This is a genomic window from Bordetella genomosp. 8 (assembly GCF_002119685.1).
In the GTDB taxonomy this organism is placed as follows: Bacteria; Pseudomonadota; Gammaproteobacteria; order Burkholderiales; family Burkholderiaceae_B; genus Bordetella_C.
In genome coordinates, this window is sequence record NZ_CP021108.1 from 4,078,515 (window position 1) to 4,094,393 (window position 15,879).

Consider the following 15,879-nt stretch of genomic DNA (forward strand, 5'->3'; position numbering starts at 1 on the left):
CCTGGGACATCGTCATGGATATCGGATTTATCGGTTTGGGCAATATGGGCCGCGCGATCGCGGCCAACCTGATCAAGGGCGGCCACGCCCTGACTGTGTGGAACAGATCGCCGCAAGCCGCGGCGCCCCTGCGCGAATTGGGTGCGCGCATCGCCGACGATCCATCGCAGGCCTGCGAGGCCGATGTCGTCTTCAGCATGCTGGCCGACGACCAGGCAGTCGCCCAGGTGTTCCTGGACGGCGGCGCGCTGTCGCGCATGCGCAAGGGATCGGTGCACGTCAACATGGCCACCATCTCGATCCCTGCCGCGCGGCGGCTGGCCGATGCCCATGCCGCGCAAGGCGTGGGCTACGTCGCCGCGCCGGTAATGGGACGCCCCGACGCCGCGGCCGCCGCCAAACTCACCCTGCTGGTCGCGGGCGAGCCGGATGCGGTACGTATCGCCGAACCCCTGTTCGGCCTGGTCGGACACAAGACGGTCATGCTGGGCGAGGCGCCCTACAAGGCCAACGCCCTGAAGCTGACGGTGAACTTCATCCTGACCAGCGCGGTGGAAGCGCTGGCGGAAGGCACCGCGCTGGCCAAGGCGTACGGCATAGAGACAGGCACGGTGGTGGACCTGCTGACCAGCACCATCCTGCCCGGGCCGTTGCATACCGGCTATGGCGCCCTGATGACCAAGGGCAGCTATGAACCCGCCAGCTTCCGCGCCCGCCTGGGCCTGAAAGACGTGCTGCTGGCGCAGGAGGCCGCGCGCGAAGCGGGCGCCGCCCTGCCGCTGTCCGAGGTCGTGGCCGCCAGCATGCGCGAGGCCGTCGACCAGGGCTTGGGCGACCATGACCTCGCGGTACTGGGGCAGGTGGCGCTGAACCGCATCAAGCGGTGAGCGCGCGCCTTACTGTGCGCCCAGTTTCCTGATCAGGGCATCCAGCGCGCCGCTTTCCTCTTCGTTCAGATCGGTCAGTGGCGCGCGCACGGGGCCGGCATCCCGGCCGACCAGGCGGGCGCCGGCCTTGACGATACTTACCGCATAGCCCGCGCGGCGGTTGCGGATTTCCAGGTACGGCAGGAAGAATTCGTCCAGCAGCTTGCCGACGGTGGCGTGGTCGTCGCTGGCGATGGCGCGATAGAACTGCATCGCCGTCCTGGGAATGAAGTTGAACACGGCCGACGAATACACCGGCACGCCCAGGGCCTTGTAGGCCGCGGCGTAGACCTCGGCGGTGGGCAGGCCGCCCAGATAGGCGAAACGGTCGCCCATGGCACGGCGCACGCGCACCATGTTTTCGATATCGCCCACGCCGTCCTTGAAGCCGATCAGGTTGGGGCAGCGATCGGCGACGCGCCGCAGGTGGTCCGGTCCGAGCCGCGAATTCGCGCGGTTGTAGACGATCACCCCTATCTTCAAGGACTTGCAGACCTGCTCCACGTGCGCGGCGATGCCGTCGGCGCTGGCTTCGGTCAGGTAATGCGGCATCAGCAGGATGCCCTTGGCCCCCAGGCGTTCGGCTTCCTGTGCATAGGCGATCGCGGTACGCGTGGGGCCGCCGGCCCCGGCCAGGATGGGAACCTTGCCCGCGCAGGTCTCGACCGCGGTCCGGATGACGTCGGCGTACTCCGCCGGCGCCAGCGAAAAGTATTCGCCCGTGCCACCCGCCGCGAACAGCGCGCTGGCGCCGTAGGGCGCCAGCCATTCCAGGCGTTCGATATAGGTCTTGGGGCGGAAATCGCCCTGCTCGTCGAAATCCGTGATGGGAAACGACAGCAGGCCCTGCGAGATGATTTGCTTGAGTTCTAGCGGCGTGGTCATGGGTGCGCGTACCGGGACAGTTGGCGGGGCGGTTGATAGTTATACGTTATCGTACAACACCAAGGGCCTGGCGGCAATCGTGTACATGCCCACTCACACATTCGCTGGGCGCCGTCACTTGGCTGACAAGTTTGCCCACCTCGTTGTACGATGACAAACATGCGCCCCGCATGACTGCTCCCGAACCGCCATGTCCGAACTACGCGTTTCCCCAGACTCCCTCGCGCCTCTTTACATCCGCATCCATGACGACGACAACGTCGCCATCGTGGTCAATGACGGTGGCCTGCCGGCGGGCAGCGCCTTCAGCGATGGCCTGGTCCTGCGCGAAGCGGTGCCGCAAGGCCATAAGGTCGCGCTGCGCGACCTGGGCGAAGGCGACGCCATCGTCCGCTATGGCGTGATCATCGGCTACGCGTCGCGGGCCCTGCCCCGCGGCAGCTGGGTGAACGAACGCGTCACCACCCTGCCCGCCCCGCCCGCGCTGGACGCGCTGCCCATCTCCACCCGCGTGCCGCCCGCGCCCGAGCCGCTGGAAGGCTACACCTTCATGGGATATCGCAATGCCGATGGCTCCGTCGGCACACGCAATATCCTGGCCATCACCACCACCGTGCAGTGCGTCTCCGGCGTGGTCGAGCACGCCGTGCGGCGCATACGCGCCGAGTTGCTGCCGCGCTATCCGAACGTGGATGACGTGGTCGGGCTGGAGCACACCTACGGCTGCGGCGTGGCCATCGACGCGCCCGACGCCATCATTCCGATCCGCACGCTGCGCAATATCGCCCTCAACCCGAATTTCGGCGGTACCGCGATGATGGTCAGCCTGGGCTGTGAAAAGCTGCAGCCCGACCGGCTGATGCCGCCGGGCAGCATTCCGATCGCGGGCGGCGGCAACCGCGTCGATACCGTCACGCTGCAGGATGACGCCCACGTCGGCTTCGAATCCATGGTGACATCCATCATGGACACCGCCGAGCGCCACCTGGCGATACTGGATGCGCGCCGCCGGGTCGTATGCCCGGTGTCGGACCTGGTGGTGGGGGTGCAATGCGGCGGCAGCGATGCGTTTTCCGGCATCACGGCGAATCCGGCCGTGGGCTATGCCAGCGACCTGCTGGTACGCGCCGGTGCCACCGTCATGTTCTCGGAAAATACCGAAGTGCGCGACGGCATCGCGCAGTTGACGGCGCGCGCCGCCACGCCAGAAGTGGCGCAAGCCCTGATACGCGAAATGGCCTGGTACGACGCCTACCTCGCGCGCGGCAATGCGGATCGCAGCGCCAACACATCCCCTGGCAACAAGAAAGGCGGGCTGTCGAACATCGTCGAGAAAGCCATGGGATCGATCGCGAAGTCCGGACGTTCGGCGATTTCCGGCGTACTGGCGCCAGGCGAAAAGCTGGCGACCCGCGGCCTGGTGTACACGGCCACGCCCGCCAGCGACTTCATCTGCGGCACGCTGCAGCTGGCGGCGGGCATGAACCTGCACGTGTTCACGACGGGACGCGGCACGCCTTACGGGCTGGCCGAGGTACCGGTCATCAAGGTGGCCACGCGCAACGACCTGGCGCGGCGCTGGCACGACCTGATGGACGTGAACGCCGGCCGCATCGCGACCGGCGAGGCGACGATTGCCGACATCGGCTGGGAACTCTTCAACACCATGCTGGACGTGGCCAGCGGCCGCAAGAAAAGCCGCGCGGAAGCGCTGCGGCTGCATAATGCGCTGGCCTTGTTCAATCCGGCGCCGGTGACCTGAAGCGGGCGGGCCGACGCCGGCGCCAGGGCCGGCCGGTGCCCTGAAACCAGCGGGCCTAGGCTGCGTCCGGTTGCGCGTCTGGCGCGGCTTGCGCGAACGCCGGCAGGGCCAGGCAGGCGGCGTCGATGCGCACGATGGTGGGCATGGCGGAAAGGTCGCAATCCAGCCGGCGCGCGTTGTAGACCTGCGGCACCAGGCAGGCATCGGCCAGCGTGGGCGCATCGCCATGGCAGAAAGCACCGGTGTCCGGCGAATCCGCCAACATGCGCTCCAGCGCCAGCAGGCCGCTTTCCACCCAATGCCGATACCAGGTGTCGCGCGCCTGGTCCGGCAGATCGAGTTCGCGCTTGAGATAACGCAGCACGCGCAGATTGTTCAGCGGATGGATGTCGCAGGCGATGCCCTGGGCCAGCGCGCGCACCCGGGCGCGGGCGATGGGCGTGTCCGGCAGCAGCGGCGGCTGGGGATGGGTTTCATCCAGGTATTCGATGATGGCCATCGATTGCGTCAGCACGGCGTCGCCATCGACCAGCGTCGGCACCAGCGCCTGCGGATTCAGCCGCGTGTATTCCGGCTTGAGCTGCTGCCCGCCATCCTTGACCAGATGCACCGGAACGTATTCATACGGCAATCCCTTCAGGTTCAGCGCGATGCGCACGCGATAGGCGGCCGAACTGCGGAAGTAGCTGTATAGCTGCATGCGGACTCCTGGCGTCGATGTTCGTGCGGGCTCGTTCAACCTGCCGGCCGCGACGGCGGAACCGCGTCGGCGGTCTTGCGGGACAGGCCCTTGGGCAACGGGAAGGCGACGTTCTCTTCCAGCCCCGGCATGGTCCTGACCGACACCGCGCCCAATTCCCTTACCCGGTCGATCACCTGGCGCACCAGCACTTCCGGCGCCGACGCCCCGGCGGTGATGCCGATGCGCTCGCGCCCCCGCAGCCAGGCCGGATCGATGCCTTCGGCGCCGTCGACCAGATACGCGGTGACGCCCTTGCGTTCCGCGACTTCACGCAGGCGATTGGAATTCGAGCTGTTGGGACTACCCACCACCAGCACCAGATCGCACTCCGGCGCCAGCACCTTGACGGCATCCTGGCGGTTCTGCGTCGCGTAGCAGATATCGCTCTTGCGCGGTTCGACGATGGCGGGGAAGCGCGCCTTGAGCGCCGCGGCCACGGCCGCCGCGTCGTCCACAGACAAGGTGGTCTGCGTGACGAAGGCCAGCTGTTCGGGGTCGGTCACGCGCAAGGCCTGCACGTCTTCGACCGTTTCGACCAGGTACATGCCGTCGCGCGACTGGCCCAGCGTGCCTTCGACTTCAGGATGGCCCTTGTGGCCGATCATGATGATCTCGCGTCCCGCGGCCCGCATGCGGGCGACCTCGACGTGCACCTTGGTGACGAGCGGGCACGTGGCATCGAAAACCTGCAGGCCGCGCCGCTCGGCCTCGGCCCGTATGGCTTTGGATACGCCGTGCGCCGAGAACACCACGATTGCGCCGGGAGGCGCATCGTCGAGCTCGTCGATGAAGACGGCGCCCTTGCGCCGCAGGTCTTCGACCACGTAGCGGTTATGGACGATCTCATGCCGCACGTAGATTGGCGCACCATGCAGTTCCAGCGCCCGCTCGACGATGTCGATGGCACGATCGACGCCGGCACAGAAGCCGCGCGGCTGCGCCAGCAGAACCTCGGCCCCCGGCGCGGTGACGGTATCGACGGTGCCGCTCATCACAGGACTCCCAGGATCTGGACATCCACCCGCAGGGCGGTGCCCGCCAGCGGGTGATTGAAATCGAACAGCGCGCCGTCATCGTCCAGCGACTTCAGCACACCCGAGTAGCGACCGCCATTGGGCGCCTGGAATTCGACCAGGTCGCCCGGCTCGAAGGCGGCGTCGGCGCCGGCGTGTTCGGCCAGCATGGCGCGGCTGACGCGCTGGATCAGTTCGGGATTGCGGTCGCCGTAGGCCTGCGTGGGCGGCAGGGTCACGCTGAACTCGCTGCCTTCGGGCTGGTCCAGCAGCGCGGCTTCCATGCCGGGCGCCCACTGGCCCATGCCCAGCTGCAACGTGGCCGGGCGGCCGGTAAAGGTATCCGCGAAGACCGAACCTTCGCCCGGCCCGGAGGCAAGGACGATGCGGTAATGCAGGGTCAGGTAGGAATCCGGACGGACAAAAACGTTCGTGCTGGGCGTAGCGGTGCTCAAGATATGCCACCGTAATGGGGTGAATCCGCCATTTTAGTCTTAGCGCGCCAGCCCGCCCGCCAGGAGCCCATCCATGCCTGCTTCCAAGCCGTCCGTCCCCGACGCCGAACGCCCTCGCGAACGCCTGCTGCGCCACGGCGCCGCCGTGTTGACCGACGCCGAACTGCTGTCGGTCGTCCTGCGCACCGGCACGCCGGGCCGGCCGGTGGTCGCGCTGGCGCATGAAATCCTCGCCCATTTCGACGGCCTGCGCGGCCTGCTCGGGGCAAGCGCCGACGCCCTGGTGCGTATCCGCGGCCTGGGGCTGGCCAAGGCCTGCCAATTGCAGAGCGTGCTGGAGCTGGCGCGCCGTGCCATGCACGAAGAGCTTACGGAAAGCTGCGCGCTGGATCAGCCCGGGCGTGTCAAGCAATACTGCGTGGCGATGCTCGGGCACCATGAAGTCGAGCATTGCATCGCCCTGTATCTGGACAACCGCCTGCGCCTGATCGCGACCGGCGAGGTGGCGCGCGGCACCCTGGCTCATGCCTCGGTCTACCCGCGCGAGGTCGTGCGGGACGCGCTGCGGCACCACGCGGCGGCGCTGATACTGGCGCACAACCATCCCTCCGGACTGGCGGTGCCCAGCGATGCCGACGAACGCCTGACCCGCCATCTCCGGCAGGCGCTGGCACTGGTCGACGTACGCCTGCTGGATCACCTGATCGTCGCCGGCGGCGCCGCGCTGTCGATGGCCGAACAGGGACGGATGTAACGCCCAGGGCGGCGCGGCGCCCACTTCTTGCGGATTTGGCGGAATCCGGGCTAGAATGCCGAGTTCTCTCTGGATACGTGGTGGATGCTCGGGACCGATCCCGACCAAGACTAGGCCAAGGACCAAGGACCAAGGACCAAGGGCCAAGACCCAGGACCAAGGGCCAAGACCCAGGACCAAGGGCCAAGACCCAGGACCAAGGCCAAGATCGCTGATCTCGGTCACAGCCCTTGATCACACCCACCGGCGACCCGCACTCTCAGGAAATAGCCATGAAGCAGAATACCCATCCCGAATACCGCGAAGTGGTATTCATGGACGTCCAGACCGGCGACAAGTTCGTCATCGGTTCCACCGTCACGACCCGCGAAACCATTGACCTGGACGGCAAGACCTACCCGCTGTTCAAGTGCGACGTGTCGTCCAAGTCGCACCCCTTCTATACCGGCGCGCAGACCCGCATCGTCGAAACCGGCCGCGTTGAAAAATTCCGCGCCCGTTTCGCCCGCACCACCGGCGCCGCCAAGACCGCCGGCTGATCCGTTCGGACCGTTCGGCGCGTACGAAAAAGCAGCCTGCGGGCTGCTTTTTTTTGCCGCCGCTTTTCGACTCGCCATACATCCCGAGACAGAACCACGGCCATCTATCCGGTACATTACGCTCCGTGTCCCCCTTATCCCGCACCACACCTGCCCGGCTGACCGCGCCGGCGACCGTCAAACTGCCCCGGCTGGTACTGCTGGGGCTGGCGATCGCCTACATCGTATTCGGCCTGTTCATGCGGGATCCATGGAAGACCGACGACGTGGTGGGCCTGGCGACAATGCTGACGGCCCTGCGCGACGGCGGACACACCTGGCTGCTGCCGCAGGTCGGCCATCTGGCCCATGCGGAAGAAGGCCCGCTCATCACCTGGGTGGGCGCCGCGTCGATGTGGCTGTTCGGTCCGGCCATCGGCGACATCACGGCGGGACGCCTGCCCAACCTTTTGTGGTTTTTCATCACCACCGCATCGCTGTGGTACGGCACCTATCTGCTGGGTAGGCGCCCCGAAGCCCAACCGCTGGCCCTGCCCTTCGGCGGAGAACCCACCGTGCGCGACTACGGCCGCATGCTGGCGGACGCCGCCCTGCTGTTGCTGCTGGCCACGGTCGGCATCCTTCAGCGCGTCCATGAAACCTCGGAAATTCCCGCGATCATGGCGACGCAGGCGTTTGCCTTCTATTCCCTGGCACGCATGCTCGATCGGCCGCGCCTGGGCGCGGTCAGCCTAGGCGTGGCGCTGGCCGCCAGTTTCCTGGTGCGCGGCTGGGTCGGCGCGCTGCCCATCATGCTGGGCGCGCTGGTGGCCTTCCACCCCAAAAGCATACTGTGGGCCCGGCGCCGCTGGCTGCTGCTGGCCGCCGCCCTGTGCGCGGCGATCATGCTGGCATGGTGGATACCCGCCACGCTGGTCAGCGAATACTGGATCCGCAACTGGAAGCTGTGGAATATCGACAACTACGCGTTGCCGGAACTGGGCGACCTGCTGCGCACGCTGCGCGACCTGCCCTGGTACCTGTGGCCGACCTGGCCCTTGGCGCTGCTGGCTTTGTGGCGTTGGCGCGCATGGCGCTACGCGCCGCACGTCTGGCTGCCGCTGGCCCTGCTGGTGTGCCCGCTGATCATGATCGTCTTCACCGACGAACCCTCTGAAGCCGAGTTCACTTTGCTGGTCATTCCCTGCGCGGTGCTGGCGGCGTTTTCGCTGCCGACGCTGCGCCGCGCGGTGATCAATACCCTGGACTGGTTCGCGGTGATGTGCTTTTCCCTGACCGCCGCCACGGTATGGCTGGGATGGGTGGCCCTGAACTTCGGCTTTCCGGCCAAGATCGCCCGCAACATCCAGCGCCAGACCACCGGCTACGTGCCCGAGATATCCTGGATCGCGGTCGCGTTGGCGCTGGCGGTAAGCGTGGGCTGGATCTTGCTGGTGGCGTGGCGCCTGCGCGTGCGGCCGACCGCCTTGTGGCGCGGCACGGTCATGTCGGCCGCCGGCCTGGCCGCCACCTGGATCCTGCTGGTGCTGCTGTGGCAGCCGCCCGTCGACTACGCACGCAGCTACCGCAAGGTGTCCGGCGAGCTGGCCGAGGCACTGGCGCGCAACATGCGCCCCGGCGAATGCGTACGCGGCCTGGGCCTGGGCAATGGCCAGCGGGCATCGTTCCTGGTCTTCGACGACCTGAATTTCCCCTACGACAACCGCTGCACGCTCGTGCTGCAACAGACGTCGCGCAGCAGCCTGCGCGACGGCACCGCCGCCTACAGCGACGGGGCCGACGTGCTGTGGCAAGGCGGACGCCTGTCCGACCGCACCGAGGTATTCCGCCTGCTGCGCGTCCCGCCCACCCAGCGATGACCCATACGCTGCCTACCGAAGCGCCTTTCGGCGCCGCCGTGCGCGCCATCGCGCGCCAGGCTTGGCCGGTACTGATCAGCCAATGGGCCGGCATCGCCTTCGGCGTGCTGGATACCGCCATGACGGGCCACGCCAGCCCGGACGACCTGGCGGCCATGTCGCTGTCGGCCTCGGTCTACATCACCGTCTTCGTCGGGCTGATGGGCGTCATCCATGCCTTGATTCCCATCCTGGCGCAGGAATACGGCGCGGGACGCATGCGGGAAGTCGGCGTCATGTGGGGCCAGGGCGTGTGGCTGGCCATCGGCCTGTCCGTGGTGGGTGGCGCGCTGATGCTGTTTCCCGACGTTTGGCTATCGATGTCGGGCGACGTCGCGCCCGACGTGCGCGCGCGCGTGGCCAGCTATCTGCAGGCACTGACCCTGGCGCTGCCCGCATCGCTGGTGTTCCGCACCATCTACGCCTTGGGCACCGCGGTGTCGCGGCCGAAACTGGTCATGGGCATCAACCTGGCCGCCATCGTGTTCAAGGCCTTGTTCAACTGGGTGTTCATCTACGGCAAGCTGGGCCTGCCGGCGATGGGCGCCACCGGCGCCGGCCTGGCGTCCGCCGTCGTCTCGTGGATGAGCCTGGGCGGGGGCCTGTGGATCGTCAGCCGCGACCGCTTCTACAAGCGTTTCCAGCTGCGCATCGGCCGGCCGGCCTGGGCGGCGCAGAAGGAATTGCTGCGCCTGGGACTGCCCATGGGCGGCTCGTACCTGGTGGAGGTCTGCGCCTTTACCTTCATGGCCCTGCTGGTGGCGCGCGAAGGCACCTTCGTGATCGGCGGGCATCAGATCATGTCCAACCTGGCCGCGCTGTGCTACATGATGCCCATGGCGATCGGCGTGGCCAGCGCGTCGCTGACCGCCCAGGCGATCGGCGCCGGGCAGCCTCGCCTCGCCCATCGGACCGGCATGGCGGGCCTGGCGCTGGGACTGGCGGGCGCCGCCTTGACGGCCGTCATCCTCTGGACCGGCAAGCCGCTGATCCTGCGCGCCTACACGGACAACCTGGAGGTCGCGGCCGTGGCGGCCACACTGCTCCAGGTGATCCCGCTGTTCCATCTTTGCGATGCCATGCAGTGCATCAACTCGTACCTGCTGCGCGCCTACAAGGTGGCGGTGGTGCCGCTGGTGCTGCAGATCGCGGCGCTCGGGCTGTTCGGGCTGGGCGGAGGCTGGCTGTTCGGCTTCGGGCCGGCACGCGGCGACCTGGACGGCCTGCGCACGCTGCTGCTGCCGGGTTCGCCGGTGGGCGCCGGCACCATGTGGCTGATGGCGATTTTCGGGCTGGGCCTGTCCGCCATCCTGCTGCATGTATGGTATCGGCGCATCGTGCGCCGCACCCTGGACTGACAAGCTCCCGCTACCTGGGCCGCTTGTCGATCACCCGGCGCGCCTTGCCGGTCAGGGTCCGTTCCACTTGTCCGCATTCCAGCACGCGCACCGCGGCGCTGACGCCGATGTGAGCCTTGACGGCATGCGCCAGCTGCCGAGCCAGCTCGGCCCTTTCACCATCCGCCATGCCTTCCAGCTCGGGCCGGGGCTCAGCGAGGATTTCCAGCTCGTCCATGGCGCCGCTGCGCGTCAGCACGAGCTGGTAATGCGATGCCAGGCTGCCGGTCTTCAGGACCAGTTCTTCGACTTGCGTGGGGAACAGGTTGACGCCGCGCACGATCAGCATATCGTCGCTGCGGCCGGTGATCTTGCCCATGCGCCGCATGCTGCGCGCCGTGGGCGGCAGCAGGCGCGTCAGGTCCCGGGTGCGGTAGCGGATGACGGGCATGGCCTGCTTGGTCAGCGACGTGAACACCAGTTCGCCCGGTTCGCCATCGGCCACGGGCAGGCCGGTATCGGGGTCGACGATTTCCGGATAGAAATGGTCTTCCCAGATCACCGGGCCGTCCTTGGTCTCCACGCATTCGTTCGCCACGCCGGGCCCCATCACTTCGGACAAGCCATAGATGTCCACGGCGTCGATGCCGGCGCGAACCTCGATCTCTTCGCGCAACCGGCCCGTCCATGGCTCGGCGCCGAAAATGCCGATCCGCAGCGAGGACGCCCGCGGATCCAGGCCCTGCCGCTCCATTTCTTCCAGTACGCAGCAGAAATAGGAAGGCGTGACCATGATGATGTCCGGCTTGAAGTCCTGGATCAGCTGTACCTGCTTTTCCGTCTGGCCGCCGGACATGGGGATGACCGTGCAGCCCAGGCGCTCGGCGCCGTAGTGGGCGCCCAGGCCGCCGGTAAACAGGCCATAGCCGTACGCCACATGCACCACGTCGCCCGGCCGTCCGCCGGACGCGCGGATGGAGCGCGCCACCAGGTTGGCCCAGTTGTCCAGGTCTTCGCGCGTGTAACCCACCACGGTCGGCTTGCCCGTCGTGCCGCTGGACGCATGCACCCGCGCGATCTGGTCGCGCGGCACCGCGAACATGCCGAAAGGATAGTTGTCGCGCAGATGCTGCTTGGTCGTGAAGGGAAACCGGGCCAGGTCGGCCAGCTCTTTCATGTCGTCGGGATGCACTCCCGCCGCGTCGAAAGCCTGGCGGTAATGCGGCACGTTGGCGTAGGCGTGCGCCAGCGTCCACCGCAGGCGCCGCAGCTGCAGGGCCTGGATCTCGTCGCGGCTGGCGTGTTCGATGGGATCGAGTCCCGGCTTGCTGAGCGTGGCCATGATGTTGTCTCCATTATCTGTTTTATATGCACGACGGATCGTCGACGATCTGCCCCTTGATGCGGTATGAGCGGCCGCGAAACAGCGCAACCGCCTGGCCGTCCTGCTTGCTGACGGCAACGTCGTAGACGCCCGTGCGGCCCGCCAGCGAGCGTTCCTGGGCATGGGCGGTCAGCACGTCGCCTTCGCGCGCGGGCGCCAGGAAATCGATGGTGCAGCCGGACGCCACCGTGCTGACGTTGCGCGAATTGCAGGCGAAGGCGAATGCGCTGTCGGCCAGGGAAAAGATGAAGCCGCCATGGCAGGTGCGATGGCCATTCAACATGTCGCCGCGCACCGGCATGGTCAGCGTGGCGTGGCCGGGGCCGACCGCGTCCAGGCGCATGCCCAGCGCCCGCGTTGCCGCGTCGGCGGCGTACATGGCGTCGGCGACGGCGACGGCCAGGGCCTGTGGATCGGCGGCAGCCGCCGGCGCCTCGGGATGCGTGTCCTTCATCATCGTCCCTTGAAGCGCGGCTCGCGCTTGTCGAGGAAGGCCGCGACGCCTTCGGCGTAGTCCTCGCTGCGGCCCAGCTCGCGCATCATCCGCACTTCCAGCGCCAGCTGTTCATCCAGGGTGTTGTCCAGGCTGGCATGCAGCGCCTGCTTCGTATAGGCCAGCCCCTTGGTCGGCGCGCTGGCGAAATGACGGACCAGGCGCTCCAGGGTCTCGTCGAAGGCGTCGTCGGCGACGCATTGCCAGATCATGCCCCACTGCTCCGCCTGGCGCGCGCTGATGCGGTCTCCCAGCAAGGCCATGCCCAGGGCGCGCGCGCGTCCCACCAGCCGCGGCAACACATAGGTGCCGCCGGTATCTGGAATCAGGCCCAGCCGGCAGAAGGCCTCGATGAAGCTGGCGGACTCCCGGGCGATCACGATATCGCCGGCGAGCGCCAGGTTGGCGCCCGCCCCCGCCGCCACGCCGTTGACGCCGACGATCACTGGCAGCGGCATGGCGTGCAGGCGCCGGACCAGCGGCGCGTAATAGGTTTCGACGGTCTCGCCCAGGTCGACCGGCGCCCCGCCCGGCGCGGCGCGGCGTTCGCTCAAGTCCTGGCCGGCGCAGAAGCCGCGGCCCGCACCGGTGAGCAGCAGGACCCGGGCGTTGCCGCGCTCCACCTGGTCCAGCGCATGCGCGACTTCGCCATGCATGCGGGCAGTGAAGCTGTTGAGCTTGTCCGGGCGGTTCAGGGTAAGTCGCGCGATGCCTTCCTGCAGCGAGAATTGGATGTCTTCGTACGAGGTCATGGTATTCCTTGGCGAGTGTGTCCGCGGCGGTGTCCGTTCATTGTCGCGCGACGCGTGACGCGTGATCGCGCGCCCGTTCACACATGCCAGCGCGCCTGCACCACGCGGAAGCGGTTGGCCACGTAGGCGCTATCGCACAGCGCCGCGTTGGCCGCCGGATTCGCGCCGGTGCCATGGAAATCACTGAAGCTCGCCGACTGGTTGACGAAGATGCCGCCGGTCAGGTTCAGCGACAAGGCCACGCCGCCCTCTTCCGAGGCATCGCGTATCGCGCGGGCCGTGTCCGCGTCGGTCGTGTATGCCGACATGGTCAGCGCGCCGTGCTCGATGGCGCTGTCGCGCGCCAGCGCGATGCTTTGCCGGGTGTCCTCCGTTTCTATCACGAAGGCGATGGGACCGAACCATTCATGCTGGATGGCGGGATGCTGCACGCCGGCGCGCAGCAGCAAGGGCGTGCGGATGCGCGCCCCGGCGAACTGCGGGTGATCGATCGCGCGGCTGGGCGCCAGCACGGGCAGGCCCAGGCCGAGCGCTTCTTCGATGCGCGCCATCGTGGCGTCGCTCTGGATCCCGCCCAGCAGGTCGGCGGCCTTGGCCGGGTCGGCCGTCATGGCTTGCAACGCGTCGGCGATGGCGCCGGCGACCTCGCCGAAGCTGGCGCGGCCCTGCGCCGTGCGGATGCCGTCGCGCGGCACGAAGATATTCTGCGGCGCCGTGCACATCTGCCCGCTGTAGAGCGTCAAGGAAAACGCCAGGTTGCGCGCCACGGACTTCAGGTCGTCGACCGAGTCGACGATGACGGTGTTGATCCCGGACTTCTCGGTATACACCTGCGCCTGGCGGGCGTGCTGTTCCAGCCATTCGCCATTGGCCTTGCTGCCCGTGAAATCGACGATCTTCACGCGCGGATGGGTGGCCAGCACCTGGGCGGTATCGTCGCCCAGCGCGTGCGGCGCCAGCAGCACCGTGTCCGGGTCGAAGCCGGCCTCGGCCAGGACTTCGCGCGCGATGCGCACGGTGATCGCCAGCGGCAGGATGGCCGTGGGATGGGGCTTGACGATGACCGTATTGCCGGTCGCCAGGCTGGCGAACAGGCCGGGGTAGCCATTCCAGGTCGGGAAGGTGGAGCAGCCGATGACCAGAGCGATGCCGCGCGGCACGAGGGTGAAATGCTTTTCCATGCGCAGCGGATCCTGCTTGCCCTGCGGCTTCTCCCAGAGCACCTGTTCCGGGATGCGCGACATTTCCTGCCAGGCATAGGCCACCGCTTCCAGGCCGCGGTCCTGCGCATGCGGCCCACCGGCCTGGAAGGCCATCATGTACCCCTGGCCCGTCGTGTGCTGCACCGCGTGGGCGATCTCGAAGCTGGCGCGGTTCAGGCGCTGCAGGATCTCCAGCGACACGCCCACCCAGGCGCGCGGACCGGCATGGCGCCAGGTTTCCAGCGCACGGCCGGAAGCCGCCACCAGTTGCTCGGGATTCAGGCGGGGATAGCTGATGTGCAGGTCGAAGCCGAAGGGCGAACGCTCTCCGCCCGCCATGCGGTCCGCGCCGGCGACCCGCAGCGGGAAATCGGCGCCGCGCAGGGATTCGAAAGCCTGCCGGCCCGCATCGCCGGCGGTCTCGCCATAATTGCGTGGACTGGGCGATTCCGGATACGGCGTCCAGTATTCGCGGGTCGCGGCGGCGTGCACGGCACGGTCGAGCAGCTCGCGGTGGCGTTCGAAAAAGTCTGTGGTGCTGGTGGCGTTCAGATCCGGGGTTGCAGCGGCGGTCACGGTAGTCTCCTCGATAATTTTCCAGCGGCGCGGCGCCCCATGGCGCGCGGCCGATCCGGCTTCAGCCGGCGCGCTCAGGTTTCCTGGTCGAAATCCAGTACCAGCGTGTCGCTGACCGGATAACTCTGGCAACTCAATACAAAGCCCCGGGCGACTTCATAGTCTTCCAGCGCAAAATTCGCATCCATATCGACTTCGCCTTCCACCACCTTGCAGCGGCAGGTGGAACAGACCCCGCCCTTGCAGGAATAAGGCAGCTCTATCCCCTGCGCCAACGCGGCGTCCAGCACGCTGTCGCGGTTCTTGTCGATGGTGAAGCCGCGGCTGTGGCCGTCCTGTATCACGGTGACGCGGCACTGCGCCTGCCCGGGAGCCGCCGCGCGCGACCGCGGCCCCTGCGCCGCGCGCGGCGCGCCGAACAACTCGAACTTGATGCGCTCGCGCGGAAAGCCCAGGCGCTGCAGCGTGGGAACGACGTCTTCCACCATGGCTTGCGGCCCGCACAGGAAAACATAATCGACGTCGCGCAGGCGCAACCACTGGGTCAGCAGGCTTTCCACCTTGGCGCCGTCGAGCCTGCCGTTGAACAGCTCGATGTCCTGGGCTTCGCGGCTCATGACGTGGCATAGCGAGAAGCGCGCCATATAGGTGTTCTTCAGGTCCTCCAGCGCCTCGCGAAACAGCACGGACGATGACGCGCGGTTGCCATAGAACAGGGTGAAACGGCTGTCCGGCTCCGTGGCCAGCGCGGTCTTGACCAGCGAATACACCGGCGTGATCCCGCTGCCCACCGCGAACGCGACGTAGTGCCGGGCGTTCCGCGGCGCGAACTCGACCGTGAATTCACCGTCGGGCGGCATCACGTCGAGCACGGCTCCCGCTTGCAGCTCGCGGTTCGCCCAACTGGAAAATGCGCCGTCATCCACGCGCTTGATGGCCACCCGCAAGGCACCGTCGCCCGGGGAGGAGCAGATCGAATACGAGCGCCGCAGCTCTTCTCCGGCCACCCGCGTGCGCAGGGTCAGGTACTGGCCGGGGCGGAATGCGAAGTCCTGCGCCAGCGGCGCGGGCAGGTCGAAGGTCAGGACCACCGCGTCGCGCGTATCGCGCGCCACGTCGATGACCTTGAGCGGATGGAAGGAACTGGCCATGGCGTCCGGG

At 67.5% G+C, this 15,879-nt stretch carries 15 protein-coding genes; 6 read left to right on the forward strand and 9 right to left on the reverse strand.

Going from position 1 to position 15,879, the window contains the following annotated elements:
- Positions 1 to 14: 14 nt before the first annotated feature.
- On the forward strand, positions 15 to 887 hold the full coding sequence (locus tag CAL12_RS18595; RefSeq protein ID WP_086065982.1) for an NAD(P)-dependent oxidoreductase: 873 nt from the start codon (positions 15 to 17) through the stop codon (positions 885 to 887).
- Positions 888 to 896: 9 nt separating this feature from the next.
- Here CAL12_RS18595 and kdgD read toward each other — a convergent pair whose 3' ends face one another.
- Positions 897 to 1,811, reverse strand: a complete 915-nt coding sequence (gene kdgD, locus CAL12_RS18600; protein ID WP_086065983.1) for a 5-dehydro-4-deoxyglucarate dehydratase — start codon at positions 1,809 to 1,811, stop codon at positions 897 to 899.
- A 190-nt stretch (positions 1,812 to 2,001) separates the two neighbouring features.
- Here kdgD and garD point away from each other — a divergent pair, with 190 nt between their 5' ends.
- Positions 2,002 to 3,573, forward strand: coding sequence for a galactarate dehydratase (gene garD / locus CAL12_RS18605; RefSeq protein WP_086065984.1), 1,572 nt, complete (start codon positions 2,002 to 2,004; stop codon positions 3,571 to 3,573).
- A gap of 55 nt (positions 3,574 to 3,628) precedes the next feature.
- On the opposite strand, the gene maiA is transcribed toward garD, so the two are convergent.
- Genes maiA through CAL12_RS18620 form a run of 3 tightly spaced genes read right to left on the reverse strand, consistent with a single transcriptional unit; the run spans position 3,629 to position 5,783 of the window.
- Positions 3,629 to 4,273, reverse strand: a complete 645-nt coding sequence (gene maiA / locus CAL12_RS18610; protein WP_086065985.1) for a maleylacetoacetate isomerase — start codon at positions 4,271 to 4,273, stop codon at positions 3,629 to 3,631.
- 35 nt (positions 4,274 to 4,308) lie between these two features.
- Positions 4,309 to 5,307, reverse strand: a complete 999-nt coding sequence (ispH, locus tag CAL12_RS18615; protein ID WP_086065986.1) for a 4-hydroxy-3-methylbut-2-enyl diphosphate reductase — start codon at positions 5,305 to 5,307, stop codon at positions 4,309 to 4,311.
- Positions 5,307 to 5,783 carry an FKBP-type peptidyl-prolyl cis-trans isomerase gene (locus CAL12_RS18620; RefSeq protein ID WP_086065987.1) on the reverse strand — a complete coding sequence of 159 codons (477 nt, stop codon included), beginning with the start codon at positions 5,781 to 5,783 and terminating at the stop codon, positions 5,307 to 5,309. The genes ispH and CAL12_RS18620 overlap by 1 nt, the downstream gene beginning before the upstream one ends.
- Before the next feature lie 73 nt (positions 5,784 to 5,856).
- Between CAL12_RS18620 and radC the strand changes: the two genes are divergently transcribed.
- From radC to CAL12_RS18640, 4 genes are all read left to right on the forward strand, one after another.
- Positions 5,857 to 6,537: a RadC family protein gene (gene radC, locus CAL12_RS18625; RefSeq protein WP_086065988.1), complete on the forward strand. Its 681-nt coding sequence runs from the start codon at positions 5,857 to 5,859 to the stop codon at positions 6,535 to 6,537.
- Positions 6,538 to 6,809: 272 nt separating this feature from the next.
- Positions 6,810 to 7,076 carry a type B 50S ribosomal protein L31 gene (locus CAL12_RS18630; RefSeq protein WP_086065989.1) on the forward strand — a complete coding sequence of 89 codons (267 nt, stop codon included), beginning with the start codon at positions 6,810 to 6,812 and terminating at the stop codon, positions 7,074 to 7,076.
- 125 nt (positions 7,077 to 7,201) lie between these two features.
- A complete protein-coding gene (locus tag CAL12_RS18635; RefSeq protein ID WP_086065990.1) occupies positions 7,202 to 8,935 on the forward strand; it encodes an ArnT family glycosyltransferase in 1,734 nt (577 codons plus the stop codon).
- Positions 8,932 to 10,332 (forward strand): MATE family efflux transporter, encoded by a 1,401-nt coding sequence (locus CAL12_RS18640; RefSeq protein WP_086065991.1) that lies wholly within the window; start codon positions 8,932 to 8,934, stop codon positions 10,330 to 10,332. The genes CAL12_RS18635 and CAL12_RS18640 overlap by 4 nt, the downstream gene beginning before the upstream one ends.
- A 10-nt stretch (positions 10,333 to 10,342) precedes the next feature.
- Here CAL12_RS18640 and paaK read toward each other — a convergent pair whose 3' ends face one another.
- The 5 genes from paaK to paaE form a co-directional block, all read right to left on the reverse strand.
- Positions 10,343 to 11,656 carry a phenylacetate--CoA ligase PaaK gene (gene paaK / locus CAL12_RS18645; RefSeq protein ID WP_086067979.1) on the reverse strand — a complete coding sequence of 438 codons (1,314 nt, stop codon included), beginning with the start codon at positions 11,654 to 11,656 and terminating at the stop codon, positions 10,343 to 10,345.
- 19 nt (positions 11,657 to 11,675) lie between these two features.
- Positions 11,676 to 12,152, reverse strand: coding sequence for a hydroxyphenylacetyl-CoA thioesterase PaaI (gene paaI / locus CAL12_RS18650; RefSeq protein WP_420042729.1), 477 nt, complete (start codon positions 12,150 to 12,152; stop codon positions 11,676 to 11,678).
- Positions 12,149 to 12,940 carry a 2-(1,2-epoxy-1,2-dihydrophenyl)acetyl-CoA isomerase PaaG gene (paaG, locus tag CAL12_RS18655; protein ID WP_086065993.1) on the reverse strand — a complete coding sequence of 264 codons (792 nt, stop codon included), beginning with the start codon at positions 12,938 to 12,940 and terminating at the stop codon, positions 12,149 to 12,151. Before paaG ends, paaI begins: the two co-directional genes overlap by 4 nt.
- Before the next feature lie 77 nt (positions 12,941 to 13,017).
- Positions 13,018 to 14,718, reverse strand: a complete 1,701-nt coding sequence (gene paaN, locus CAL12_RS18660; RefSeq protein WP_232464566.1) for a phenylacetic acid degradation protein PaaN — start codon at positions 14,716 to 14,718, stop codon at positions 13,018 to 13,020.
- A gap of 74 nt (positions 14,719 to 14,792) precedes the next feature.
- The gene (paaE, locus tag CAL12_RS18665) at positions 14,793 to 15,869 is read right to left on the reverse strand and encodes a 1,2-phenylacetyl-CoA epoxidase subunit PaaE (RefSeq protein WP_086065994.1); all 1,077 of its coding nucleotides are present in this window, start codon (positions 15,867 to 15,869) and stop codon (positions 14,793 to 14,795) included.
- Between the last annotated feature and the right edge of the window lie 10 nt (positions 15,870 to 15,879).

What these genes read in the sequence shown, in the direction of transcription:
- CAL12_RS18630 (WP_086065989.1), top strand. Translation starts at nt 6,810, where the DNA reads ATGAAGCAGAATACCCATCCCGAATACCGCGAAGTGGTATTCATGGAC.
- paaG (WP_086065993.1), bottom strand. Translation starts at nt 12,940, where the DNA reads ATGACCTCGTACGAAGACATCCAATTCTCGCTGCAGGAAGGCATCGCG.
- maiA (WP_086065985.1), bottom strand. Translation starts at nt 4,273, where the DNA reads ATGCAGCTATACAGCTACTTCCGCAGTTCGGCCGCCTATCGCGTGCGC.
- ispH (WP_086065986.1), bottom strand. Translation starts at nt 5,307, where the DNA reads ATGAGCGGCACCGTCGATACCGTCACCGCGCCGGGGGCCGAGGTTCTG.
- paaE (WP_086065994.1), bottom strand. Translation starts at nt 15,869, where the DNA reads ATGGCCAGTTCCTTCCATCCGCTCAAGGTCATCGACGTGGCGCGCGAT.
- garD (WP_086065984.1), top strand. Translation starts at nt 2,002, where the DNA reads ATGTCCGAACTACGCGTTTCCCCAGACTCCCTCGCGCCTCTTTACATC.
- paaI (WP_420042729.1), bottom strand. Translation starts at nt 12,152, where the DNA reads ATGATGAAGGACACGCATCCCGAGGCGCCGGCGGCTGCCGCCGATCCA.
- kdgD (WP_086065983.1), bottom strand. Translation starts at nt 1,811, where the DNA reads ATGACCACGCCGCTAGAACTCAAGCAAATCATCTCGCAGGGCCTGCTG.
- CAL12_RS18595 (WP_086065982.1), top strand. Translation starts at nt 15, where the DNA reads ATGGATATCGGATTTATCGGTTTGGGCAATATGGGCCGCGCGATCGCG.
- radC (WP_086065988.1), top strand. Translation starts at nt 5,857, where the DNA reads ATGCCTGCTTCCAAGCCGTCCGTCCCCGACGCCGAACGCCCTCGCGAA.
- CAL12_RS18640 (WP_086065991.1), top strand. Translation starts at nt 8,932, where the DNA reads ATGACCCATACGCTGCCTACCGAAGCGCCTTTCGGCGCCGCCGTGCGC.